This window comes from Streptacidiphilus jeojiensis, assembly GCF_042510965.1.
GTDB classification, from domain to species: domain Bacteria; phylum Actinomycetota; class Actinomycetes; order Streptomycetales; family Streptomycetaceae; genus Streptacidiphilus; species Streptacidiphilus jeojiensis.
Genome location: NZ_JBEUKS010000002.1, coordinates 234,867 through 257,012, shown reverse-complemented (window position 1 = coordinate 257,012; position 22,146 = coordinate 234,867). Strand labels below are relative to the sequence as shown.

The window sequence follows — 22,146 nt, the reverse complement described above, 5'->3', positions numbered from 1 at the left end:
GGGAGTGAACGAGAGGCAGCCGGCCAGCTCGGGTCACATGCGGCCAACAGTCTCGGGGCTGCATCGTAGAGACAAACTGCCCGAACTCCGTCCGGCACGCTTCTCGTTCACGCGGCTCCAGACGGTCCAGGCGTCTAGAGTCAGGTCTTGTGGAAGCCTTCTTCTCCGTCTTCGCCGAGTACGCCGCGCGCCACGGGCTCGAGAACGCCCTCAAGATGTTCAACAGGATCCCGGCGGACGAACTAGAGGAATACCGATCCGAGTACCAAGCCCGCGTCAACAGCGTGCAGATCGGCTACCCCCCCAAGATCCTCTCTGCCCCTGGCCACAAGGCGTGGTACCCGGGACCACTCGACCAAGACCGCTACTGGCCGCCGTTCTCCGACTACCTGAAGGCCGAACGCGGTTGGCCCAAGGATCGCGTGGAGCTCTTGGACGAGGCCTCGTCCAAGATCGTGGCCTTCACCAAAGACCCGTCTCAGGAGAGCTTCCTGACGAAGGCTCTCGTCGTCGGCCACGTCCAGTCGGGGAAGACGACCAACTTCACCGCGGTGATCGCGAAGTCCGCGGACGTCGCGTATCGGCTGGTGATCGTCCTGTCCGGGATCCACAACGGATTGCGCCAGCAGACTCAGGAGCGCCTCCAAGAACAGCTTCTCGGTTTGCGGGAGGACGCCTGGTTCCCCCTGACGTCCTCTGAGAAGGATTTCCAGAATCAGACGGTGAAGGCCACCGCGTACCTCCAGCAGCACAGCGGGGGGACGGTCCTTTGCGTGGTGAAGAAGAACCAGGCCGTGCTGAAGAAGCTCTACGCCTGGCTGAAGCCGGCGAGCGACGCGGGCGTCTTCACGAACATCCCAGTCTTGATCGTCGACGACGAGGCCGACCAGGCCAGCGTCGCAACCAAGACGATCAACCCGCAGATCCTCAAGCTGCTCAAGCTCTTCCAACGGTGCACGTATCTCGGCTACACGGCCACGCCTTTCGCCAACGTCCTGATCGACCCGGCGGCCGATGACCTGTATCCGGAGACGTTCATCCTCAATCTCCCGCGGCCGGACGGGTACTTCGGCACTGAGCGCATCTTCGGGCGGGACGCCGTCGAGGGAGAGGCGTCGGGAACGGATCTGGACGGCAACGACATGGTCCGGATCGTTCCGGACGACACCGTCGATCTACTGCGTCCGGGTTCACGGAAGGCCGCCGAGCACTTCACGCCGTCGATCACCGCGGAACTGCGCGACGCCGTCCGTTATTTCTGGCTCGCCACAGCCGCACGTCGCTGTAGAGGCGACCGAGACCACTCCACGATGCTGGTGCACACCAGCATGAAGACTTCTGTGCACGAGTCCTATCGCGAGCCGCTGGAGACGCTCCGAGACGTCACCCTCGCGGCGCTGGACGCACAGGACGACGAGCTTCTCAAGGTCCTTCAGGAACAGTGGGAAGGCGAATCCCGCAAGGTGCCCGCGGCCCAGTTCGGCAACCGCTACATCCCCTTCGCCGAACTCGCGCCGCAACTTCGGGACGTGATCGGTGGGACGAGGATCGTCCTCGACAACTACAGGAGCAGAGAAAGGCTCGACTACTCCGCGTCGGAGCCGATCACCGCGATCGCGGTCGGCGGTAACACCCTCTCGCGAGGCCTGACGCTCGAGGGTCTCATCGTGAGCTTCTTCGTCCGCTCGGCCACCACCTACGACACCCTTCTCCAGATGGGGAGGTGGTTCGGTTTCAGACCCGGTTACGAGGATCTGCCGCGGATCTGGATGACGGACCAGCTCCGATCGTGGTTCCGACACCTGGCGACGGTCGAGCACGAGATCCGTCTGGACATCGAGCGATACGAGGAGCAGGACCTCAGCCCCAGGGAGGTTGGCGTTCGCATCAGGACACACCCCGTCCTGAACGTGACGCGCAAGATGGGCGCCTCGAGGACGGCCTACGCCTCATACGGCGGTAGGCGCGTGCAGACGAGGTACTTCCGGGAGTGCGACTCGAAGTGGCTGTCGGACAACGCCGAGGCGGCGCAGGATCTGGTCGAGCACGCGCTCGCGTCCGGTGCCGTGAAGGAGGACCGGGGTGACGGGGAGATCCTCCTCAGGGACGTCGACGTCCAATTGGTCCTCGAGTTCCTCGAGCGCTACCACGTCCATGAGGATTCGGCCGATCTGGATCCGCGGCTCGTCGCCAGCTACATCCTCAAGGAGAACAACAGGGACCAGCGTTCGCTGCTGACGTGGAACGTCGCGATCATGGGTCGTCCGCTGGACGTGGCGGAAAGCACCGTCGAGCTCGGACCCCTGCGCGTCGGAGTCATCAACCGTTCGAAGCTACGTGGCACCGGTGGTGTCAAAGCCGACATCAAGACCCTGATGAGCAAGGAACACCGGGTGGCGGATCTGCGCATCTCCGCCGCCGAGGCCCGAGCCCAGTCCGAGAGCGCCCTGGTGGAGCTGAGGGAACGCGACAGTGAGCTGCGGGAGCGGGGACTGCTCCTGCTCTACCCGATCGACAAGGCCTCGAAGCCGGACGCGGCGAACGAGCGCACCCGCGTCCCGCTCGAGGCGAACGATCACGTCATGGGCCTTGCACTGGTCTTCCCCGGGAACGCCGCGGACAAGGTGGCCAACCGGTACGTCGAGGTGAACACGAGCAACGAGGCCGTCGACCCGTCGGAATACGAGGACCAGCAGGCCGCACTCACTGCGGATGACGACCTGTGAAGAATCAATCGAAGCAGCCCGGGTGGCATCACGAGCTACGCCCGAATTGGCCGATCCTGAGCGCACGCAAAGACGAGGGCGAGGTGGCGTCATGCCCGATCGGCCCGAGACTGGCGAGCGGGAACGCATTGATGGCGGTCGATCGCTACGGAGGGCGTCACCTGCTCGTGCCGGTGCGCGCCGGCGTCCGGGTGGATTCCGACCAGCGATCGGCCCACGTCCGCATCGACGGGCGGACCCTGGAGATCGCAGGGCGGCGCACTGCATTCCTCGACGTCTCCTGCGGAAGCGGCGAGCTCTTCGGTGTCTTCGACGACCTGCTCTCGGCCATGCTCGAGGGGATCACCGCGTCGCAGACCGAACCCGTCCAGGCGTGTCTACATGTTTGGCACGCCTGGCGGAAGCTGTTCCAGGGCCGCTCCGATGTCCTCTCGGACACCTCTCTGAGGGGTCTTTTCGCAGAGCTGGTGATCTTGGATCGCATTCTGGCCATCCGAGGTGCCATCCGCCTGGGGACGGTTTGGAAAGGTCCTGATCACGCCTCGCATGACTTCCGAATCGGAGACGACGCCCTGGAGGTCAAGTCGCTCGGAGCACAGGGCGCCACCATCCAGATCCACGGGCTCGGGCAACTGGAACCGCCTCCAGCCGGCATACTGACCCTCGTTCTGGTGCGGCTCCAATCATCCGAGCAGGAGGGTCAGACCCTGCCGGAGCTCGTCGGAGCAGTCAGAGAACGAGCCGAGGACGGCACGGGGCTCTCCTTGCAGCTCGCCAAAGCCGGATATTTCGACGACCACGCCGAGGCATACGAGGATCGACGCTTCGATGTGACCCAGATCGCCGTCCTCCCCGTCGGTCCGGACTTCCCGAGACTCACCCCCGGCTCCCTTTCGGTCCCGGTGGCTCCTGAGATAAGCGGGTTGACCTACAGCCTGGACCTCTCGTCCCGACTCGCGGACAGCATTCCGGCCGAAGAGCTGGACAGGTTCATCGAGCGAGGGGTGTTCGGGTGACGGCGACCTGGTGGGCCCAACCGTTCGCCCCAGACGGATCTGCAGCCGCCGTCGGCATCCAGAGGCAACTCGGTGCTCCGCGCCTCGACCCGCTGACCGTGCTCGTTCGCGAAGCCGCTCAGAACAGCTGGGACGCAAGGCGCGGGGCCGAGACGGTGGACTTCCGGATCGCGCTGGACCGCCCCGGTCCTATGCGACGGGAGGCGTGGAAACGCTACTTGGGCCCCTGCTCCGACCACCTCGTCGACGTCGATCTCGGCGAGGCCCTGGACTCCCCCGATCTCGTCCTCCTCACCATCAGCGACAGAGGCACGACCGGCCTCGGTGGTCCGCTCAGAGCAGACCAGGCCTCAGAGGAGTCCTCTGACTTCGTCGACCTGGTCAGGAACATCGGCGAGCCGCAGAGTAAGCGCTTCGGGGGCGGAACGTACGGCTTCGGCAAAGGCGTGCTCTACACCACCAGCGGCATCGGCATGGTCGTGATCCGCACCCGCTGCATGTGGGAGGGACGTGTGCAGACCCGCCTGATCGGCGCCGCGCTCGGCCCGCGATTCGACTTGGGCGGACGCCGGTACACCGGTCGTCACTGGTGGGGGCGGATCGCGGCCGACGACTATCCCGACCCGCTCACGGACGCCGAAGCGACAGAGGCGGCCACAGAGCTGGGCTTCCCCCAGCGGGGACCGAACGAACTGGGCACCGACATCGTGATCGTGGGTGCCCGTCTTGGAAACGTGTACCACGAGGAAGGCGACACCGAGACGTCACGAGGGCGCACCGTCCGCGAAGCCGGTGAATACCTGGCTTCCGCCATGTTGTGGAACCTCTGGCCCCTCCTCCTAGCCGACGATGCCGACTCCGAACAGATGACCTGCGGATTGTCGATCGACGGCGAGGAACTGGCGATCCCCAGCCCTCACACCGTGCTACGCCTGCGACCGTTCGTCGATGCCTACCGGGATGCCCACGTCCCTGGAGCTGTGATCCTGGAACGGAAGCGGCCACGCACCCCCCTCGGCCGTTTCGGGCTTGCTACCTATATGTCGGCCGATCGGACACTGTGGACCGATTCGGCGGCCCCGTTCTCCGGGGCCGCCCACCATTGCGCCCTCATGAGGCAGGCCGGGCTGGTAGTGCGGTACCACCCGGGTCCGTCCTACCCGGAAGAGGCGCTCCAATACGGCGCGGTCTTCCGGACTCTGGAGGAAGTGGACGAAGCGTTCGCAGACGCCGAGCCGCCGACGCACGACGACTGGATCGTCGAGAAGCTCTCGAGCCCCGAATACCAGAGCTACATCCGCAATGCCTTCAAACGGATCGACGAGCGTCTGCGGGATCTGGTCGAGAAGGCGGAGACCGAACCCTCGTCGGGTGACGCCCAGCCTCCCCTCGGCGCGCTCTCCAGCAGGTTGTCCACACTCGTCCCCTCCGTGGGCGGAAACGGCGCGGAGTCTCCCTCTGGCCAGGGCATCGCCGGGACGGGAGGACGTCAGAGTCGCCCGAACGTACGCATCGTGGAGGCCCCTCGGCTCACCATGAGGGACGGCGAGGCCGTCATCACGGCCGTGCTCCAGGCGGATTCCTCCGTCTCCGACCTGCCGATCCAGGTCAGAGCCCAAGTGGTACTGGAAAGCGGAGAGGAATCCGATCCGCCCCTTGGGTCCGACTCTCCTGAAGTCCTGGAGATGGTGAGCGGCGAAGGACACAGGGTGCTCGGCGACTCCGTACGCCTCAAGCCCCACGATCCCAGGCGATGGACCGTATTCGTTCGACCAGTGACAGGGGTGGTCACGAGGCTGCACGTGACCACCTTGAGGGAGCAGACGTGAGACGTGCGAAGGACGTCCTGCCCTACTTGGTCCCCACCGAGGAGGCGATCACCGCTGGAACCTGGGTGCTGCTCCGAGACGGCGAGAAGGCGCCCCTTCCCGACCACCTGCCGTTCTGGGATTACCAGATGGACCTGGCCTTGGAACGTCAAGTCAGCGTCGATCTGGACCTGATGTGCGATCAATCCGGTCTCTCACGTGATGTCGGCCTTCTGATCGTCGTCGAGTGGTTCACGTCCTCAGGCCAATGGTCTGGACTGGCCTGCCGCGCTCCAGTGGGCGGCGACGGCGACGTCGTGCTCAGCACGAAGCTCAAGGGCGAGAACCTAGGCGGACGTCTCACATTGACTACGCGCCTGATCCTCGCGGAGGACGCCGATCAGAGGCTGCCATTCATCGCCTCTCGGGCCGGTGAGATCCTCTACGAGGACTGGCAGCAGGTACAGCTCCAATCCGACTCGGGCCGGCTACCCATCAGCGTGATCGATTTCGCAGCCGGCGAGCTGGACCCCAAGGCCAGGTGGTGGCTCGACGTTCATTCAGACCCGGCAGCGCCGTATGCGGGCGGTATGCGGCTCTACCTCAACAGCAACGACACCGAGCTGATCCAGGCGGCGGTTCGAGCGGGGAGTCCCACCCCGACGCAGAAGCGGTTGCTCGAGTGGCTACACATGGACGTTGCCAGGCAATTGGTGGAACGTACGCTGCAACAGGACTGGGCAACCACGCGCTCCGAGTATGAGGATGATCCCGACAGCCTGGGATCCGCCCTGCTGTCCCAGGTCGGCCTGCTCTTCCCAGGACTCACGCTCGACGAGGTCCGAAGCCTCAAAGACCACGATCCAGGACGATTCGCAGCACGCCTCCAGGCTGCGCTGCTCCGGACGATGCAGTTGGAGAAATGACCTACCTCTACCCTCGACTCTCGCCCCTAGAGGGGCGCGAACTGATCACCGGCTACCGCTCGCTGACCCTCGAACAGATCCGGTTCCACGCCGGAACGCACCGCGCAGACGCCGTCGCGCCCACGGGCGGCGTACCGGCCGGTCCCCAGATCTTGGCCCACCTCGCGAAGCAGGTGCGGACCTGTGCGGAGATGTATGGATATCCCGACACCGTCGGGGACGCCCGTCATGTCGGATTCGACCGTTCGACGGGGGCGCTCCTCCGGGAGGTGATGGAGATCGCCCCTGCCGAGGCGGCCGAGCCGGACGTCTGGACGTACATGGCCGTTTCACTGCTGCCCGACGTCGTCTTCTGGCGGTTCGGACTCGCCAACGACGAACGCTGGATCGGCACGGGGATCGTGCGCCACACGTTCGCAAGGCTTTGGTGGCAAGCCCACGTCCTGCGTGTCGTACACGACGGCGTGCCCGACTACACGTTGGCGAACAGCCTGCCCGAGAACGAACTGAACCAGATCTTCGAGCGCCGGAGCATCGGAGGGAACCCCCCGCTTGCCCGAGCCCTCGCGCGGGCTCTGAGCCACCCGGAGTCCAATCGGCTTGGAGTGCCCCGCCGATATCTCGTCAGGGACGCACCCAAGCGGGTCCGCCGCCTCATGGCCTTCACTTCATTCCTCGGAATGGCAGAGGAGACCGTCGACTCTCGGGTCTGGCAGACCCTTCGCGAGTCGGCTGCGGCATTCCAGAATTCCGAGGGAGCTGGTTGAACAGGCCGGGATAGTCTGCCGGGACCTGGGGGAGGCCTGGGCCTCCAGCGCGCTCGTCGAAGGTGACGGTGACGAACGTCGGTCAGCTACGACGCTCGCGAACCGCAGACGCCACCATCTGTGCTGCCACCACTGGATCCTCGTGTTCCCAGACACGAATCACCAACCACCCTGCCTCGGTCAGCTTCTGGTTGGTGTCCAGATCACGTTCGCGATTCTTGCGCAACTTCTCCTGCCAATAGTCGGAGTGGGCGGTCGCAAGGGTGTGGTGCTCCGGGCAACCGTGCCAGAAGCAGCCGTCCATGAACACGGCGACCTTCTGGCGGGTGAACACCATGTCCGCAGTGCGGCGCAGGGCCGGCAACGGTCGGGTCGACACCCGATACCGAAGGCCGAGGGCGTGGGCGGCATGTCGTAGGGCGAGCTCGGGTTTGGTGTCCCGGCCTCGGTTGCCCTGCATGCTGGTCCGCGTACCGGCGCTGGAGGCCCAGGACGTCTTGGTAGATCTGCTCATGCGTCCATCCACGATAGACAAGGATGGCGCATCCGCGGCGGCTGTCATACTCCCTCCCGTGATCCGTGAACCAGCAGAATTGACGATCGCGAGCGACGGACAGGTCACCCTCCCCATGGGCCTGCTGGCCGAGGCCGGCCTCGACGTAGGCAGCCGGGTCCTGGCGTACAGCGATGGCGACGGCCGGATCGTGCTGCGTCGCGAGGAGGACGCCCTACAGGCGCTGATCGAGCACGGAACCCTGTCGTGACCGGAGGTTGCCCCAACATCCTCGGCGATTGTTTTCGGCAGGGTGTATGAGAGCCACTTGGGCAACGAGAGCGAGAGCCACGTTGCTCCGTTCGTGGAGCCTGTAGGGATGCCGATGGTCCATGATCGGCAGTGAGTTTCGGAGCCACCCCTATCGGGTGATGTTTCGTCACGACGTTTCAATCCGGGGGTGTTGTCGCCGGGACTGTGACGGGTGGGTCGATAGATTGGCTGTCCCGGTTCCCCCCGGGTTGGCCCCTGACAGACCCTGGCTCGGGAGGAACCGGCTCCCCTTCGTGAGAAGACGATGCGTCTCGGAGATGGCCGGCCAGTTATTCGGCGACTGTGAACCGATAGACCTTCGAATCTCTGGCCTGGAACCCGGCCCGCTCGTAGAGCCGATTCGCGGCCTCTCGTGATGGGCGGGTCGTCAGGTCGACCGTTCGAGCGCCGGCGTCCTTCGCCAAGCGGACAGCCTCATCGATCAGGGCCGCGCCGACTCCGTGTCCGCGCGCGGCGACATCGACGACCACATCCTCGATGCGGGCCCGCAAGCCGGACGGCAGAGGCAGCACGACCAACGTCAGCGTGCCGACGATCACCCCGTCGAGCCGGGCGACCAGCAGTATGTTCGAGTTGCAGGCCATCACCTCGGCCACCGCATCGTGGTCCAGCAGCTTGGCCGTTGTCGACAACTGCGGGAGCAGGCGGGCAAAGGCGTCCACCAACTCGTCATTCGTCTCGCGAACGACCTCAACGTCAATGCTCATGTGGCAAGACCATACCGAGCGGGGGTGGGGGCAGGCAGGAACCTGGGCTCACGATCAGTGGATCGCATGCTCGGCTTCGGTGGCCTGGAGCCGGTAGGACTCGGTGCCGGTCTCGATCAGGGTGAAACGGAAGGTGAGCCGGTCGGCGATCGCCGCGCAGAGGCGGGGGTCGGTGAAGGTCTTGTCCCACTCGCCGAACGGCGCGTTGGAGGCCACCGCGGTCGCCTTGCGCTCCTCCCGCTCGGTGAAAATCTGGAACAGCAGCTTGGCGCCCTTCTTGTCCAGGTTCCATCGCATCGGAGATCCGTGCCCGGTTCGGTGGTCATTGAGCGTGGTGCTCCTCCAGTAGGGATACGCGACCGGCCTCGGTTCCCTCGTCCCAGATGGAGTGAAGAGCGTCGATCACGCGCACTGTCTCCAACGAGGTCATGCCGGGGTAGCAGGGGAGGGAGAGTTGCTGTCGTGCAGCCGCTTCGGTGACCGGCAGCGGTTGTGCCTGGGTCTGGCTGTAGAGCCCGAGTGTGTGTACGGGACGGAAGTGTTGACTGGTGCCGATCCTGTAGCGGGCGCGGAGGAGTTCGGCGGCTTCGTTTCGGCTGAACGGTGCGGTGTCGCCGATGAAGATCGAGTAGAGGAACCAGCCGGGTTCCACGGTCGGCAGGATCACAGGTGTAGCCAGGCCGGACAGCCCGGACAGGGCGCTGGTGTAGGTGGCGGCGATCCCAGCGCGGCGTTCGGTGAAGACAGGGAGTTTCCGGTACTGCTGGACGCCGATGGCTGCGGTGACGTCGGACATGACGTACTTCAGGCCGGGGGCGGTGACGTCGTAGGCAGCGGTGCTTCGGGTGCCGTGGCGTTGCCAGACGGAGGAGTCGATGCCGTGCCGGCCGAGGAGCCGGGCGCGGTGGACCAGGTCGGCGCGGCCGACCAGCATCCCGCCTTCCCCGGTCGTCATCGCCTTGTTGGCGTAGAAGCTGAACGCGGCCAGGTCGCCGACGCTGCCGGCGCGCTGGCCGTCGCGGCTGGCGTGGAGGGCGTGCGCCGCGTCCTCGATCAGCAGGAGTCCGCGGTCGTCGGCCAGTTTGCGGAAGGCGCGCAGGTCGCAGGGGTGTCCGCCGTAGTGCATGACCACGATGGCCTTGGTGCGGTCGGTGATCGCGGCCTCGGCCGCGTGCGGGTCGATGTTGTAGGTGAGCGGTTCGACGTCGACGAAGACGGGGGTGGCACCGGTCTGCAGCAGTGCGTTCGGTGCGGCGCAGAACGTCAGGCTCGGCGTGATCACTTCGTCGCCGTCCTTGATGCCGGTGGCGAGGAAGGCCAGGTGCAGGGCGGCGGTGCAGGAGGAGACCGCGAAGGAGTCCTCGACCCCGAGGGCCTGGCGGACGGCCTCCTCGAATCGCGCGGCCTTGGGTCCGTGCGTGAGCCAGCCGGAGCGGAGCGTATCGGTGACCTCGGCGATCTCCTCGTCCCCGATGGAGGGCCGGTTCCACGGCAGGAACGGCAGCGGGTCGGTATCGGTCATCGGGCCCTCCAGCTGGCGGTTGCGTACTCGGAGTGGAGGCGCTGGCAGTCCCGTGAGCCCAGTGCCTGGATGCGACCGCGGCCGAGCGAGGCGATGAGCCCCTTGTAGTTGTCGTACTCGGGCAAATCGGGGTCGCCCAGCTCCTTGGCGGCCACAGCCTCGGCGATCTCGCGGACGCCGTGCTCGAGCCGCGTCCAGGACAGGTCGGGGAAGGCATCCGCCAGACGGGAGAAACTGGTCCGGTAGTCCCGTGCGTCTGCTTCGTCGCGCTCCGGCCCCCAATGGATCCGCGCTCCTGGCACGGCGGCCTCGATCGTCTGGGCGATCTCGGCGATGGTGAAGTTCTCCCGGTCCGCCCCGACATTGAACGTCCGGTGGCCCTGGGGCGTGCTGAGCACGGCTGCGAGCACGCCTGCCACGTCGCCGACGTGGACCAGTGGGCGGCGCTGCGCTCCACCGTTGAGCGGGATGCGACCGGTCGCGACGGCCTGGGCGGTCATGCGGTTGACGACCGAGTCCAACCGCTGGCGCGGCGAGCGGCCATGGACGGTAGCCAGCCGTAACACGGTCAGGCTCTGGCCGGCGGTCATCACGGCGGCGATCCGCTGCTCTGCCAGGACCTTGGTCCGGGCGTAGATCCCCAGAGGGTTGGGGGTGGTGTCCTCGTCGACCGTCCCTTCGTGGCTGCCGTAGACGCTGCATGAGGAGATGAAGGCGTAGTGCGGGACGGCAGCTGTGACGGCGGCTTCGGCGGCCAGGACGGGGGCGGCGTAGTTGAGTTCGACGGCGAGCCGTTCGTCGACCGCGCAGGCCGGTTCGCCCACCAGGCCTCCCAGGTGCACGACTGCATCCGCGCCGGCGCTCACCCGTAGGAGCGCGGCGAGGTCGCGCAGGTCAGCGTGGACGAACCGTACGGCGCTAGGAAGCAGTCGGTGCGGGTCGTCGTCGCGCAGGTAGATGAGTCCGTCGACCACGGTGACGTGGTGGCCGAGGGTGACCAGGTGGTGGCTGGCGACTGCGCCGAGGTATCCGGCGCCGCCGAGCAGGACGATGCGCATGCCGGGCTCCTTCTTATTCGCACTGGCGAGAGAGGACGAGTGGGTCTTGCGGGGCGGGAGGGCGTGCGAAGGCCGCGAAGCCCAGGGCGGTGCTGCGCAGGTCGGTGAGCCGGGGGACGAGGGTCACCTCAAGCTCCTCGGCGGGGTGAAGCAGGCCGTCGGTGCCGAGGTCGGCTGTCCAGACGCGATGGCCGGCCCTGGGGTAGGCGAGGTTGATGCCGATCTCGCCCTTGGGGATGGTGCCGTTGAAGGGGGTCGCGATTCCCTGGGTGTTCCAGTAGGCGCACGCTTCCAGAGCCTTGACTTGCTCGAAGACGGGGAAGAGCTGCGGGTAGCGGGGGCTGGTGCGCATGTCGCGAAAGACCACTTGGCCCATCAGGCTGGGCGCGGTGGCTGTCAGGGCGTCGAAGTCCAGCCCCTGGAAGGACACGGCTTCCGCGTCCTGGTCCGCGTCGAGCGCGATGCAGGCGAACAGGTGGGAGAGGCGGTTGCGGGTGAACTCGGCGGCTCCGGCGGCCAGACCCGGTTCGATGCGTCCGATGAGGTTCAGGAGGGTGGTGTGGTCGGGGTGGAAGAGCGCGAGGTCGAAGAGGCGGTCCATGGTGGGGACCGCGGCGAAGGCAAGGCACTTGTAGAGCCTGTTGTTCAGCTCTCCAGCCTCGGCCATCCTCTTGGTCCGGCGGCTGGTGGAGTGGAGCATCAGGTACTCCGAGAGGACCTCGAAGTATAGGTAGCCCAGGAAGGGGATGGCTGGGACAGCGTCCGCGAGGCGGTCGACGAACCGGTCCGCCGGGGTACGGGTGCCGCAGGCGTTCGCCAGCAGGAGGTCCAGGAGCTCGGCCGTGGCGTGCACGCGGTCGGTGGCGCACTGCTGGAGCCCGTCGCATTCGCGGTCGGTCAGGAAGCTGCGATGGTTCAGGTAGGTGCGCAGGTGGACGCGGCCGAGGCGCAGGTAGTCCAGGCCCTTGAGGGGAGTGGGATCGGCGGGGGTGATCTCGAAGATCAGCGTGCGCCGATCCTGCTTGGCCTGCAGCAGGTACGAGCCGAGGTTGTGCGGACGCAGACCGCCCGGTTCGGTAAACAGCGGCGCGCAGTACAACGAGCCGACCAGGCACCCGGCTGCCTGGTAGAGCTGTCCGCTGGCACGGATGGAGTCCAGGGCGGCGGTCGTGTGCATCAGGTGGATCGGGCGCCCGCCGGCCAGGGCCTCCAGCATCGAGTTGCCGCGCAGGAGCCGGCCGCCGGGGGTGTCGTGTTCCAGGCGGCGGCGCCAGTCGCCCTCGGTGGCGGCAAGCCCTGCCGGTGACGCCCGCTCGCCGGTGCCGGAGTAGTCGGTGTGCACGTCGTCCCAGACGGTGGGCAAGACGGTCCTCCTCAATGCGCCCGGCTGAGGGCTGTCCGGTTGTCGGCTCCGTCGAGTCGGGCTTGCTCGCTGCTGACCATGAGGTCGAATGCGAAGGGATGGAGCCAGCTGGGGACGGTGACGCGCAGGCGTGCGGGGTCGGGCCACCAGCTGGTACGGGGAAGGCGGTAGCGGTCCAGGCAGTCGGCGGCTTTGAGCAGGTCCACCATGTGCGGCCAATGGGTGTATGCACGCCGTTGGTCGGGCGTGAAGGCCGGATAGGGAATGTCGTGGAGTGCGATGGCCAGCACGGCCGGCTGCAGCCACTGGGGAGCCATGTCGACGCCGAGGACGGCGGAGACCTGGTCGGCGTGCTGCTGGAACCAGTCGGCCGCGCGCTGCCCGTGGCCGGGGTCCCCCCGGTCGTCGTGCCGACGGCAGTCGTGTACGGCGCCGGCTACGCTCAGCACCGTCGCGAAGCCGGCGTCCAGTCCGTGCTCCTGGGCGAGGAGGGCAGCCAACAGGCTGACGCGGGCGTTGTGCCGGACTCCGTGGATGGAATCGGCCCGGGCGGCGTCGCAGAACCATGCCTCGGAAGGGATGAGCGCGGTGACCCCGCGCGCCCGCCTCGGTACGGGAGCGGTGAAGAACGGCCTACGGCTGGTGATCCAGCCGAGGGCGTCCCGGTCCATGCTCTGCCGGCCCGGTAGGACTGCGCTGGCGACCCGGCCCTGCGGGGAGGCGTTAGGCTGCGACGCTTGTGAGGACATCGGACTCCTTGATGAGGTTGTGCGCGTGAAGCTGGGCGTGGCGGTCGTGACGATGGGCACCCGGCCAAAGGAACTGGCCGCGTTGCTGGCGTCGGTCGCCTCCCAGACCGCTCCGGCGGCCCGCACCGTGGTGGTGGGCAACGGATGCTCGCTGGAGGACCTGCCTCCGTGGGTGGAGAAGGTGGAGCTGCCGGAGAACCTGGGCGTGACCGGCGGCCGTAACGCCGCACTGGAGCGCCTGCGGGACGTGGACCTCGTGCTGGACCTGGACGACGACGGCCTGCTGACCCAGGACACGGTGTTCACGCGGATCGGTGAGCTGTTCGCGGCCGACCCGGTCCTGGGCATCGTGAGCTTCCGGATCGCGGACGAGACCGGCGTCACCCAGCGCCGTCACGTCCCGCGGCTGCGGGCCGGCGACCCGATGCGCGGCGGCTACGTGACCACCTTCCTCGGCGGCGCCCACGTCCTGGCCCAGCCGATGCTGGCCCAGGTCGGCGACTGGCCGGACGCGTTCTTCTTCGCGCATGAGGAGACGGACATGGCCTGGCGGGCGGTGGACGCGGGCTGGAAGGTGCTCTATGCCCCGGAGCTGCTGCTGCAGCATCCGCGCACCTCGCCGACCCGGCACGCGTTCTTCTACCGCGTCAACGCCCGCAACCGCGTCTACCTCGCTCGGCGCAACCTGCCCGCCGTCCTGGTGCCGGTCTACCTCGGCGTGTGGGTGGTGCTCATCGTGGCCCGGACCCGTGACGCGGCCGGGCTCAGAGCGTGGTTCAAGGGCTTCACCGAGGGCTGGCGCACGCCGTGCGGTCCGCGCCGGCCGATGCGCTGGCGAACGGTGTGGACCCTGGCCCGGTTGGGGCGCCCGCCGGTGGTCTAGGCGGCGGGGACGTCGCGCAGCCATGCCGGGATCGCTTCGGGGGTGCGCTCCAGCCAGCAGGTGTAGCGGCGGATTCCCTCCGCCACGGTGATGCCAGGCCGCCATCGCAGGACCTCCTCCATGTGCCGGGTGTCGGCGTAGCCGCCGTCCGGGTCGCCCACCGGCATCGGCGTCTCCACCAACGGCGCGTTCGGGTAGCGGATGCGCACCAGTTCGGCGATCTGACGGATCGACGTGCCGGTCCCGGTCCCAATGTTCACGGTCTGGTTGTGGGCCCCAGGGGCTGCAAGGGCCTGGAGGGTGCCGGTGGCGATGTCGTCGACGTGGACGAAGTCGCGGACCTGATGGCCGCCGCCGTTCAGGTGCAGCGGGAGCCCGAGGGCTGCGCGCATGGCGAACCAGGCGACCACCCAGGAATGGCTGTCCTGCTTGACCACCTGCGGCTCGCCGTAGACGGAGAAGTACCGCACCACGGTGTACGAGGTGTCGGCGGCGCCCAGGACGGCGGCCGTCTGGTGCTCGCCCCACATCTTGGTGTTGCCGTACACCGACACCGGCCGCATGTCCGAGCCCTCCTCGAACAGGCCGGGCACGGCCCGCCCGCCTGAACCGTTGCCGTAGACGCCGGCCGAGGACACGAACACCAGCCGCTGCACGCTGGACGTCGCTGCAGCGGCCTCCAGGACACGCTCGGTGCCGACGATGTTGGCGCCGATGGCGTCGATGGGGCGGCGCGTGCAGGCGGCGACGTCGGCCAACGCGGCGGCGTGGACCACGAAGTCGCAGCCCGCTATAGCCTGCTCCATCACGCCGGGGTTGCTGATGTCGCCCACCACGAAGTCCGGGTCGGCTGTATCGATGCCGAACTGCCGGCGGTAGACCGCGTGGGGGTAGGCGTCCAGCTTGCACACCGAGACGGCACGCGCCCCCAGTTCCCGCAGGCGCGCTGTGATCCGGCTGCCGACCAGACCACCCGCGCCGGTGACCAGCACGGTCTTCCCCGACAGCGATTCGAGGGACATGGCAGGGCTCCTGATGATGTGGGTTGTGCCGTTCCGCCGGACAGCTGTGCCCGGCGGATGGAACAGGCGGGAGGGTACCCGGCGGCTCCCTCAAGGAGCTGTCGGCCGGTCACCCCGGTCAGGAGGCGGCTTCCACTACGCAGGGCTGTGGACGGGCTGCCTGGATCCTGCAGTCGAGGACGTGCCTGTGGCGCTCGTCATGCGGTGCGGGCGGCAGAGGGAGCGTGGCGAGGACTCGCTTGCCGTGCTCGGTTCGCTGCGTCGTCCAGCGGCCCTGGGTGAGGGCATCGACGATGAACATGCCGCGGCCGTGCTCGTCCTCCGAACCTGAGAGCGCCACGGTCGGCAGGTCTTCGCTCGCATCGAGCACGTCAAGGGTCACCGACTGCTCGGTGCGGCTGGCGTACAGGCCGATCGTGATCATCTCGCCCCGCCCGTGGAGCAAGGCGTTCGTGACGAGTTCGGACACCAAGAGCGCGACGTCGTCCTGTCCGGCACCCAGGTGGAAACCCCACAGTTGCAGAGTCGCCACGACCCGGGCACGGGCGACCCCCACCGCTCCGTCGAAGGGCACGAGCGGCCAAGCCGTATCGAACGTATCTCCGTTCACGGATGGCCCTCCCCCGCCGGTTCGCCAGTGGGGGTGTCCCTGGCCGGTCCGATATCGGCGGCCTGCACTTCGGGGCTCTCGGCGCTCGTCGGCTGAGCGGGGCCGCGGCCGGACTCGCGACGTCTGTGCGGCCGACGCGCCCGATCGTCGGGCATGCGCCTCGGCAGGAGGCCGAGGAAGGAAACAGGGGGGTACATGGCTACTCCTGCCTGGAATGGGCATCGAACCGCCGCGGCGGGGAACGGCCGATCTAGGTGTGACGTGCTCGCACCCTCGACGATGGCCTCCGCGCGGGGACCGTTCCATGCCGGGTTTCGTTCCCGGCATACACGGAATGCATAGATCGCCCACGGCCCAACCGTGAGTTGACTATGCTTCAGATCACCTCGACAGCAGCCTCGGCATGGAGGCGCCAGTGTCCCTGCCTCTGAAAGCCTCTGCACGACGCTGCCGCAGGTGCGGTGCGGATCTGGCAGCGGATCACGAATCCTCGTCCTGCTCGCCCTGCTTGCGCACAGCGGCAGCAGCCGGACGGCCCGTCCCCGCCACAGTTCCCGGCGAATTCTGGGATGCGTCCGACCTTCGGGCGGCCTTCGGCGAGCGGCACATGGGACATGTGATCCGCGCCTACCGGTACCACCCGCACCACGTGCCGGAGTACGGCCGCCGAGGAGTACCCCAGAGCATGGTGGGTGATTGGCTCGGTCTCACCCAGGCTCAGGTCAGCCGGATCGAGGCCGGTGCGCCGCCGCAGAAGCTCGACGCGCTGATCCACATCGCGCGCACCCTGCGGATGCCCTCCGACTTGCTGTGGTTCCAGCTCCCGGAGCCGCACTCGCCGAGCACATCCGGCGCGCACGGGGCGCGACCGTCGCCGCACGATGACGACCCCCGCGACGTGGAGGTGCAGGGCAGCCAGCAGGCATGGCGCGCGGTCCGCCGCCATCTGAACGCCAACCGCGCCGAACTTGCCGCCAGCGCCGCCGACTTGTACGGCACGGGCTCGCGCGTCGAGACGACCTCCCTGCTGGCCCCGGCGACCTGGCTGCCCGCGCAGCCGGTTGCGCTGGAGAAGGTGGTGCTGCGCTGGGACCGGGAGCCGGTGGAGCCGATCCTGGACGGCGCCGCGCCCGAGGGACAGGCCAGTCGCCCGCTTCGCCTTCCCGGCCAGCGCTTCGACCGCTACACCCAGGCAGTGCGCTACCTCGACTCGCCCACCCTGTTCGAGAACCGGCCCAGCTACCGTCTGACCCGGGTCCACTGGGGCGACGGCTGCGGCGAGCTGGCCTTCTCGCTCTCCACCTACTTCGAGAAGCTCGACCTGTGCGAGGCCATCGGCCACGAATACGCGCAGGCCGACGCCTCCGGCACCGCGACCGGCCGCTCCCTGTGGGGCCGGCTGCCCCTGCGACGCGCGGTGGGCGACCCGTTCGACCTGCGCATCCGCCCGATGATCCCGGCCATCACCACCCTGCTGCTACGGCGCCGGAACAACGGAGAGGCGACGTTCCTCCTCCACTGGCGCGACCCGGGCAAGGTCGCCACCGCCGGCGGCCTGTACGACGCGATCCCGGCAGGCGAGTTCCAACCCAGCAGCATCCTCGGACCACCTGACGGAGCCGACTTCGACCTGTGGCGCAACATCGTCCGCGAGCTCAACGAGGAACTCCTCGGCGCACCCGAGTTCGATGGCAGCGCCAGCCGCCCCCTCGACTACGACCGCTGGCCTTTGTACCGCGCACTGCAGCGCGGCCGCGACAACGGCACCGTGCGCGCCTACGTCTTCGGCGTGGCCTGCGATGCCCTCACCCTTGCCGTGACCATCCCCAGCGTGCTGGTCATCGACGACGCCGTCTTCGACGAGCTGTTCGGTGACATCGCACCGCGGAACGCGGAAGGCGTCACCGTCACCGAGCTGGATGGCCAACTCACCACTCACGGAATCCCCTTTATCGAACAGAACATCACACAATTCATCAGAAACGAGCCCATGGCACCGCCGGGAGCGGCATGCTTGGCCTTGGCCTGGAAACACCGCGCACTGCTGCTGAACCCCTAAGCTCGCCGCCAGGCGGCCCGGTCGCAGCGGGTCGCAAGGGAAGGAGCGTCGTGGGAGAAGCACAGTCAGCCTCGACCGGGAGCAGCCCCGAAGCAACCCGGGACAGGTGGCTACGGACCCGAACCCACCTCAACGCCAACCGCCACGAGCTCACCTCCCTCGCCGTCAAGGACTTCGCCCCCGCCCAGTTCATCCCCGGGACCCGCCTGCTCGCCCGGTCCCGCTGGGTACCGGATCAGCCTGTGCCGTTGGATGCCGTGAGCCTCCACTGGTCACCGACCGCACCGAGCACGGCCGTCGACGGCGACGCCCCCGAACTGGATGCCGTGCGACCACGCCATGACGACGGCACCGCCTACCGCCGCTACTCCGACGCCGTCGGCGACCTCGCCCGCCCCCGCCTGTTCGAGAACCGCAGCTGCTACCGCCTGCTCAACGTCGCCACCCACGCCGACGCCCCTGCCCTCTCCTTCGGGCACGGCACCTACTTCGACGTCATCGACATCTGCGAAGCCGCCGCCCACGAGTTCGCCGCCGCCCACGCAGCACTCGACGACAGGCAGGCCACTCGCGACACCCCGTTCCGCGCTGCGGTCGGCGACCCCACGGACCTTCAGCGACGCCCGGTCATGGCCGCCATCAGCACCCTGGCCATCCGCCACGACCGCCGCACCGGGGACGCCGAGTTCGTCCTGCACTGGCGCGACCCCGCCAAAGTCGCCAGCGGCGGCAACCTCTACCAGGTCATGCCCGTCGGCATGTTCCAGCCCTCCCACGACGCCCCCTGGAACGAGGCCAACGACTTCGACCTGTGGCGCTCGATCGTCCGCGAGCTGAGCGAAGAACTCCTCGGCAGCACCGAGGACTACGGCAGCAACCAGCACCCGATCGACTACGACGCCTGGGACTTCAACAAGACCCTGCTGCGCGCCCGCGACCAGGGAACGCTTCGCGTCTACTGGCTCGGCCTGGGCATGGACCCGCTCACCTTCGTCACCGACCTGCTCACCGTCGCCGTCTTCGACGCCGACCTGTTCGACGAGACGTTCCGGCAACTGGTCACCGCCAACGACGAAGGCCACCGCGTCGAACGCGAGGACGGCACCGGCCGCGCCGCCGGCATCCCCTTCCGCGCCGACCACATCATGCGCCTCACCCACGACGAACCCATGCAACCCGCCGGCGGGGCCCTCCTGCACCTCGCATGGAAACACCGGGCAGCGCTGCTGGACTGAGCACGCCACGTGTCTCCAGGCGGGGTGCAGGAGGACACGCACTACCCCTGACCTGCCCGGGAACATCCTCTGAGCTCCAGCAGGCAGAATTCTTCCTGTTGGGAACGGAGGTACGAGGGTTGACCCGTCTCGGTCATCCCCGGGCAGCGGTGGCAGCCATTCCACTCTGCGCAGCGTTGGTCCGCTCGTGAACACTTCTCAGCGGATCATCGCCGCCCTGGGCAGCGCGCTCATGACCGTTCGGCGAGACCGGAACGCAGCTCTACGACGACGTCAAGGTCTGCGTGGGGTTCGCCGGCAGCAGGCGTCAGGCGTGCACGGAGATCATCGCCCGCGACTAGCGATCGTGGGCGGGGACTGTGCCGAGGCGCGCGCTATGGGGTGGGCACGGATATCGTCGTGCATTTGCCCGTGGGGGTCCTACGTACTGTCAGCCGTCCCTGGACCAGGGTGTGGACCAGCGCCAGGCGGCGCCCGCGTTCGGCCAGTTCGCCGACGAGGGCGTTCAGGCGCTCGGCCGGGCCGGGTGCCGGGTCCGGGGCCGGGACGCTGCCGGTCTCGGGGAGCGACTGCAGATGATGACTGCGGTCGTGCACTTCGAGCACCAGGTAGTCGCCACTGGTACGCAGGCGCAACTCGTAGGGTCCTTCGGCGTGTTCGGTGGCGTTGGCGATGATCTCGCTGGCCGCCAGGACGGTGTCGTCGATGGCCTCGTCGTCCAGGCCGAGGTTGCGCAGGGCGGGGCGGAGCTGCTCGCGGGCGTAGGCGGTGGGGTGCGGAGTGGTCCTGGTCCACCGGCAGAGGGTTCGGTGGCCGGTGCGGTCCTTCCGAGATCGGTCGGTCATCGACGTGCCACCCCCGCCCTGCGGCGGGGGCCGGCGTGCCGGGGACGGTGCGGCGGGCGCCGGTGGCGTCCCTGTGCCGGGGCGAACCGTGCTCGAGTGTCGGCTGCGAGCAGCGCCGCATCAACGGCAGGGGTGCACAGGAGAAGAGCGAGAAATGCGGTGGAGAGCAGCATCAGTACCACGTCGGTCCTCCGGTCCGTGGTGGGCAGTGGATCCACCGAACCGTGGAGATGCGGGAAAGCGGAACGGGCTTCCCAGGAGCACTTCGAGGCATTTCACCTGCGCCAAGGGGGACATGGATTCGGTATCCGGGGGCGCGCTGGAGGCTGCGCCGACAGCGAGGGTACCGGCCAGCGGCCAGGGGTCTGCGGCGCTGCTCACTGCGCTGAAGCACAGGCGTTTGGTGCTGGGGCTGCTCATTCCTGCTCTATGCGCACTACTGCTCTCGCGGGTGGACGGCTGGTGGGCAGCGCTGGTCTATGTTCCGCTGCTCGGCGTCCTGGGGCCGGTACTGGGGGTGCTGGACGTGGAGTTGCTGCGCTTGCCGAACCGTCTTGTGCTGTCGGCCGTTCCGGCCGAGTTCGCAGTACTGGTCATCGCGTCGGTCGTACAGGACGAGGCCGGGGTCCTGGTGCGAGTCTTCGTCGCCGCTGCAGTGACCGCGGTTCTCCTCGGCTGCCTGGCCGCCGGCTCGGGGGGCGCCTTCGGCTGGGGCGACGTCAAGTTGAGCGCTGGGCTGCTCGCACCGGCACTGGCCTGGAGCGGCTGGCCCGCAGTCGTGGTGGCGGCCTGGTGCTCTTTCGGTTCGGCAGCGGTCGTGGCCGTCGTTTCACAGCGCTTGAGAGGCGGGGCGGAGCTGGCGTTCGGTCCGTATCTCCTCACCGCATCAGCCCTGGTGGTGCTCTGGCGAGGTTCGGGCACCTGAGGCGGGGCCGTCCAGGCAGGGACCTCTACACCGTTCGAGTGAGAACTCCGGAGTCTGGATTGGAGTGACTCGATTGGGTGAGCCCGATGAATGATCTTTCTTTCCCGATGGAGTCGCTGATCAGCGCGTTAGCTTCGAGCGCTGCACGCACGAAAGAGTGGAGAGCGGCCCAAACACGAGGAAACCGGGACGAGTTTGGGTCTACTTCTATTCTGACGTGAGAACGCTCCGTATCCGAATGGATGCGGAGGGAATCGGGGAGGCGAGACGTGGTGTACGGACGATGCTGGCGTCAGTTGCAGGTTGCCGCAGGGGCAATGGTCCTCTCAGTCACGGTCGTTGCAGGCTGTAGTGCGCCAGGCCAGCCCGCCGCGAGCGGGGACGCCGCTACGGCCAGTCCGACGCCAGGGGCCCCGACGTCGTCGAAGCAGGCGAGCGCTTCGCCAAGTAGTGTCCTTCCCTCCCCCTGGGCGTCGGCGAGCGGGACGGCCGCGCAGAGGTCGGCGGCGACGGCGGCGCTGACCGCGTACAACGGCATGTGGGACGACCTGATCGCGGTGGCTGCGATCTCGGACTTCAAGGACCCCCGGCTGATGCAGCACATGCTCTATCAGCCGCTGACGGACTGGGCACAGCAGTTCGCCGACTCGAAGCGGGACGGCGTCGTCTCCGCAGGACGGCCCATCTGGAGCCCCGAGGTGGTGTCGGTGACACCTGCGGTCAAGCCGAACCGGGTGGAGATCGCCGACTGCGTCGATGCCACCCACTGGCTGCAGGTCCACGCCGCCTCGGGCAAGCCGGTCGACGACGTGCCTGGTGGACGGCATCGGAGCGAGGCAGCCGTGACCTTCGTTTCCGTTACACAGAGCTGGATGGTCACCCAGCAGATCTACGGAAAGGCCGGTTCGTGCTGAGAACGTGTCGGCTCGGCTCTGCCGCTTCTCTGGCCCTGGCGGCATTGCTGAGCCCTGTCGGGAGCGCACAGGCCGGCGACCAGCTTCCCCATGGCAGTACCAGCTGTACCGGTTCGACTTGCGGACTGTCCGCCGGCAACTCAACCGTCCAGGGCGGGCTTCCCAACACCGGTCCGGCTCCCGTG

General features: G+C 67.7%; 20 protein-coding genes and 1 pseudogene. 11 read left to right on the top strand and 10 right to left on the bottom strand.

Annotation, left to right across the window (positions count from 1 at the left end; all coding sequences use genetic code 11):
* The first annotated feature begins 149 nt into the window (after positions 1-149).
* Genes ABUW04_RS07070 through ABUW04_RS07050 form a run of 5 tightly spaced genes read left to right on the top strand, consistent with a single transcriptional unit; the run spans position 150 to position 7,243 of the window.
* Positions 150-2,726, top strand: coding sequence for a Z1 domain-containing protein (locus ABUW04_RS07070; RefSeq protein WP_380563610.1), 2,577 nt, complete (start codon positions 150-152; stop codon positions 2,724-2,726).
* Positions 2,723-3,742, top strand: coding sequence for a PD-(D/E)XK motif protein (locus ABUW04_RS07065; RefSeq protein ID WP_380563609.1), 1,020 nt, complete (start codon positions 2,723-2,725; stop codon positions 3,740-3,742). Before ABUW04_RS07070 ends, ABUW04_RS07065 begins: the two co-directional genes overlap by 4 nt.
* A complete protein-coding gene (locus ABUW04_RS07060) occupies positions 3,739-5,571 on the top strand; it encodes a hypothetical protein (RefSeq protein WP_380563608.1) in 1,833 nt (610 codons plus the stop codon). Before ABUW04_RS07065 ends, ABUW04_RS07060 begins: the two co-directional genes overlap by 4 nt.
* A complete protein-coding gene (locus tag ABUW04_RS07055) occupies positions 5,568-6,476 on the top strand; it encodes a hypothetical protein (RefSeq protein ID WP_380563607.1) in 909 nt (302 codons plus the stop codon). Before ABUW04_RS07060 ends, ABUW04_RS07055 begins: the two co-directional genes overlap by 4 nt.
* Positions 6,473-7,243, top strand: a complete 771-nt coding sequence (locus ABUW04_RS07050) for a DUF6339 family protein (protein WP_380563606.1) — start codon at positions 6,473-6,475, stop codon at positions 7,241-7,243. The genes ABUW04_RS07055 and ABUW04_RS07050 overlap by 4 nt, the downstream gene beginning before the upstream one ends.
* Positions 7,244-7,325: 82 nt before the next feature.
* Here ABUW04_RS07050 and ABUW04_RS07045 read toward each other — a convergent pair whose 3' ends face one another.
* Positions 7,326-7,757: a very short patch repair endonuclease gene (locus ABUW04_RS07045; RefSeq protein WP_380563605.1), complete on the bottom strand. Its 432-nt coding sequence runs from the start codon at positions 7,755-7,757 to the stop codon at positions 7,326-7,328.
* A 58-nt stretch (positions 7,758-7,815) separates the two neighbouring features.
* Here ABUW04_RS07045 and ABUW04_RS07040 point away from each other — a divergent pair, with 58 nt between their 5' ends.
* Positions 7,816-8,007, top strand: a complete 192-nt coding sequence (locus ABUW04_RS07040; RefSeq protein WP_380563604.1) for an AbrB/MazE/SpoVT family DNA-binding domain-containing protein — start codon at positions 7,816-7,818, stop codon at positions 8,005-8,007.
* Between the two features lie 331 nt (positions 8,008-8,338).
* On the opposite strand, the gene ABUW04_RS07035 is transcribed toward ABUW04_RS07040, so the two are convergent.
* The 6 genes and pseudogenes from ABUW04_RS07035 to ABUW04_RS07010 form a co-directional block, all read right to left on the bottom strand.
* Positions 8,339-8,776 carry a GNAT family N-acetyltransferase gene (locus tag ABUW04_RS07035; protein ID WP_380563603.1) on the bottom strand — a complete coding sequence of 146 codons (438 nt, stop codon included), beginning with the start codon at positions 8,774-8,776 and terminating at the stop codon, positions 8,339-8,341.
* A 54-nt stretch (positions 8,777-8,830) separates the two neighbouring features.
* Positions 8,831-9,061 (bottom strand): annotated as a pseudogene (locus ABUW04_RS07030) (ATP-binding protein); the annotation flags it as partial.
* Between the two features lie 37 nt (positions 9,062-9,098).
* On the bottom strand, positions 9,099-10,298 hold the full coding sequence (locus ABUW04_RS07025; RefSeq protein WP_380563602.1) for a DegT/DnrJ/EryC1/StrS family aminotransferase: 1,200 nt from the start codon (positions 10,296-10,298) through the stop codon (positions 9,099-9,101).
* Positions 10,295-11,356, bottom strand: a complete 1,062-nt coding sequence (locus ABUW04_RS07020) for an NAD-dependent epimerase/dehydratase family protein (RefSeq protein WP_380563601.1) — start codon at positions 11,354-11,356, stop codon at positions 10,295-10,297. Before ABUW04_RS07020 ends, ABUW04_RS07025 begins: the two co-directional genes overlap by 4 nt.
* A 13-nt stretch (positions 11,357-11,369) precedes the next feature.
* On the bottom strand, positions 11,370-12,719 hold the full coding sequence (locus ABUW04_RS07015; RefSeq protein ID WP_380563600.1) for a hypothetical protein: 1,350 nt from the start codon (positions 12,717-12,719) through the stop codon (positions 11,370-11,372).
* An 11-nt stretch (positions 12,720-12,730) separates the two neighbouring features.
* Positions 12,731-13,468 carry a hypothetical protein gene (locus ABUW04_RS07010; protein ID WP_380563599.1) on the bottom strand — a complete coding sequence of 246 codons (738 nt, stop codon included), beginning with the start codon at positions 13,466-13,468 and terminating at the stop codon, positions 12,731-12,733.
* A gap of 52 nt (positions 13,469-13,520) precedes the next feature.
* On the opposite strand from ABUW04_RS07010, the gene ABUW04_RS07005 reads away from it, so the two are divergent.
* A complete protein-coding gene (locus ABUW04_RS07005; RefSeq protein ID WP_380563910.1) occupies positions 13,521-14,351 on the top strand; it encodes a glycosyltransferase family 2 protein in 831 nt (276 codons plus the stop codon).
* Here the strand turns inward: ABUW04_RS07005 and ABUW04_RS07000 are convergent.
* Entirely contained in the window at positions 14,348-15,373 is a 1,026-nt protein-coding gene (locus tag ABUW04_RS07000) for an NAD-dependent epimerase/dehydratase family protein (RefSeq protein ID WP_380563598.1), read from the bottom strand. The genes ABUW04_RS07005 and ABUW04_RS07000 overlap by 4 nt on opposite strands.
* A 118-nt stretch (positions 15,374-15,491) precedes the next feature.
* Positions 15,492-15,983 (bottom strand): ATP-binding protein, encoded by a 492-nt coding sequence (locus tag ABUW04_RS06995; RefSeq protein WP_380563597.1) that lies wholly within the window; start codon positions 15,981-15,983, stop codon positions 15,492-15,494.
* Positions 15,984-16,398: 415 nt separating this feature from the next.
* Here ABUW04_RS06995 and ABUW04_RS06990 point away from each other — a divergent pair, with 415 nt between their 5' ends.
* Both ABUW04_RS06990 and ABUW04_RS06985 read left to right on the top strand, forming a co-directional pair.
* Positions 16,399-18,042: a helix-turn-helix domain-containing protein gene (locus ABUW04_RS06990; protein ID WP_380563596.1), complete on the top strand. Its 1,644-nt coding sequence runs from the start codon at positions 16,399-16,401 to the stop codon at positions 18,040-18,042.
* Between the two features lie 50 nt (positions 18,043-18,092).
* The gene (locus ABUW04_RS06985; protein ID WP_380563595.1) at positions 18,093-19,277 is read left to right on the top strand and encodes an XRE family transcriptional regulator; all 1,185 of its coding nucleotides are present in this window, start codon (positions 18,093-18,095) and stop codon (positions 19,275-19,277) included.
* A gap of 374 nt (positions 19,278-19,651) precedes the next feature.
* On the opposite strand, the gene ABUW04_RS06980 is transcribed toward ABUW04_RS06985, so the two are convergent.
* Complete coding sequence (locus tag ABUW04_RS06980) at positions 19,652-20,122, bottom strand: ATP-binding protein (protein ID WP_380563594.1); 471 nt, start codon at positions 20,120-20,122, stop codon at positions 19,652-19,654.
* Positions 20,123-20,417: 295 nt separating this feature from the next.
* On the opposite strand from ABUW04_RS06980, the gene ABUW04_RS06975 reads away from it, so the two are divergent.
* Complete coding sequence (locus ABUW04_RS06975) at positions 20,418-21,047, top strand: hypothetical protein (RefSeq protein WP_380563593.1); 630 nt, start codon at positions 20,418-20,420, stop codon at positions 21,045-21,047.
* Positions 21,048-21,583: 536 nt separating this feature from the next.
* Positions 21,584-21,961 carry a hypothetical protein gene (locus ABUW04_RS06970; RefSeq protein WP_380563592.1) on the top strand — a complete coding sequence of 126 codons (378 nt, stop codon included), beginning with the start codon at positions 21,584-21,586 and terminating at the stop codon, positions 21,959-21,961.
* Positions 21,962-22,146 lie beyond the last annotated feature (185 nt).

Excerpts from the sequence above, each read along its gene's own strand:
- ABUW04_RS07050 (WP_380563606.1), top strand. The coding sequence starts at position 6,473 with ATGACCTACCTCTACCCTCGACTCTCGCCCCTAGAGGGGCGCGAACTG.
- ABUW04_RS06980 (WP_380563594.1), bottom strand. The coding sequence starts at position 20,122 with ATGACCGACCGATCTCGGAAGGACCGCACCGGCCACCGAACCCTCTGC.
- ABUW04_RS06975 (WP_380563593.1), top strand. The coding sequence starts at position 20,418 with ATGGATTCGGTATCCGGGGGCGCGCTGGAGGCTGCGCCGACAGCGAGG.
- ABUW04_RS06970 (WP_380563592.1), top strand. The coding sequence starts at position 21,584 with ATGTGGGACGACCTGATCGCGGTGGCTGCGATCTCGGACTTCAAGGAC.
- ABUW04_RS07025 (WP_380563602.1), bottom strand. The coding sequence starts at position 10,298 with ATGACCGATACCGACCCGCTGCCGTTCCTGCCGTGGAACCGGCCCTCC.
- ABUW04_RS07035 (WP_380563603.1), bottom strand. The coding sequence starts at position 8,776 with ATGAGCATTGACGTTGAGGTCGTTCGCGAGACGAATGACGAGTTGGTG.
- ABUW04_RS07010 (WP_380563599.1), bottom strand. The coding sequence starts at position 13,468 with ATGTCCTCACAAGCGTCGCAGCCTAACGCCTCCCCGCAGGGCCGGGTC.
- ABUW04_RS07000 (WP_380563598.1), bottom strand. The coding sequence starts at position 15,373 with ATGTCCCTCGAATCGCTGTCGGGGAAGACCGTGCTGGTCACCGGCGCG.
- ABUW04_RS07005 (WP_380563910.1), top strand. The coding sequence starts at position 13,521 with ATGGGCACCCGGCCAAAGGAACTGGCCGCGTTGCTGGCGTCGGTCGCC.
- ABUW04_RS07020 (WP_380563601.1), bottom strand. The coding sequence starts at position 11,356 with ATGCGCATCGTCCTGCTCGGCGGCGCCGGATACCTCGGCGCAGTCGCC.
- ABUW04_RS07045 (WP_380563605.1), bottom strand. The coding sequence starts at position 7,757 with ATGAGCAGATCTACCAAGACGTCCTGGGCCTCCAGCGCCGGTACGCGG.